This is a genomic window from Streptomyces violaceorubidus (genome assembly GCF_000717995.1).
In the GTDB taxonomy this organism is placed as follows: Bacteria; Actinomycetota; Actinomycetes; order Streptomycetales; family Streptomycetaceae; genus Streptomyces; species Streptomyces violaceorubidus.
Genome location: NZ_JODM01000185.1, coordinates 1 through 301, shown reverse-complemented (window position 1 = coordinate 301; position 301 = coordinate 1). Strand labels below are relative to the sequence as shown.

Below are 301 nucleotides of genomic sequence, written 5' to 3'. Positions count from 1 at the left end.
GACCAGCGGTGACCGGCTTCTCGCGGTGACGACGATCGGGTTCGACATCGCCGGGCTGGAACTGTTCACCCCGCTCACCTCGGGCGGGACCGTTGTTCTTGCCCCCGGTGGGATCGTGCATGATCCGGACCAGCTCCGTGATCTCCTGATCCAGGAGCAGGTCTCGGTGATGCAGGCGACACCGAGCCTGTGGCGTGCCGCCCTCGACAGCCCCGACGTCACCCAGGCCCTCACGCGGGTGCGTGTCCTCGTCGGCGGTGAAGCGCTGCCGTCCGACCTCGCCGACCGGCTCACCACCACC

1 protein-coding gene is annotated in these 301 nt (G+C 69.1%); it reads left to right on the top strand.

Features of this window, described 5'->3' with window-relative positions; genetic code table 11:
* Nucleotides 1-301: AMP-binding protein (locus IE94_RS36860; protein ID WP_157849463.1), on the top strand; the 301-nt coding region annotated here is incomplete at both ends.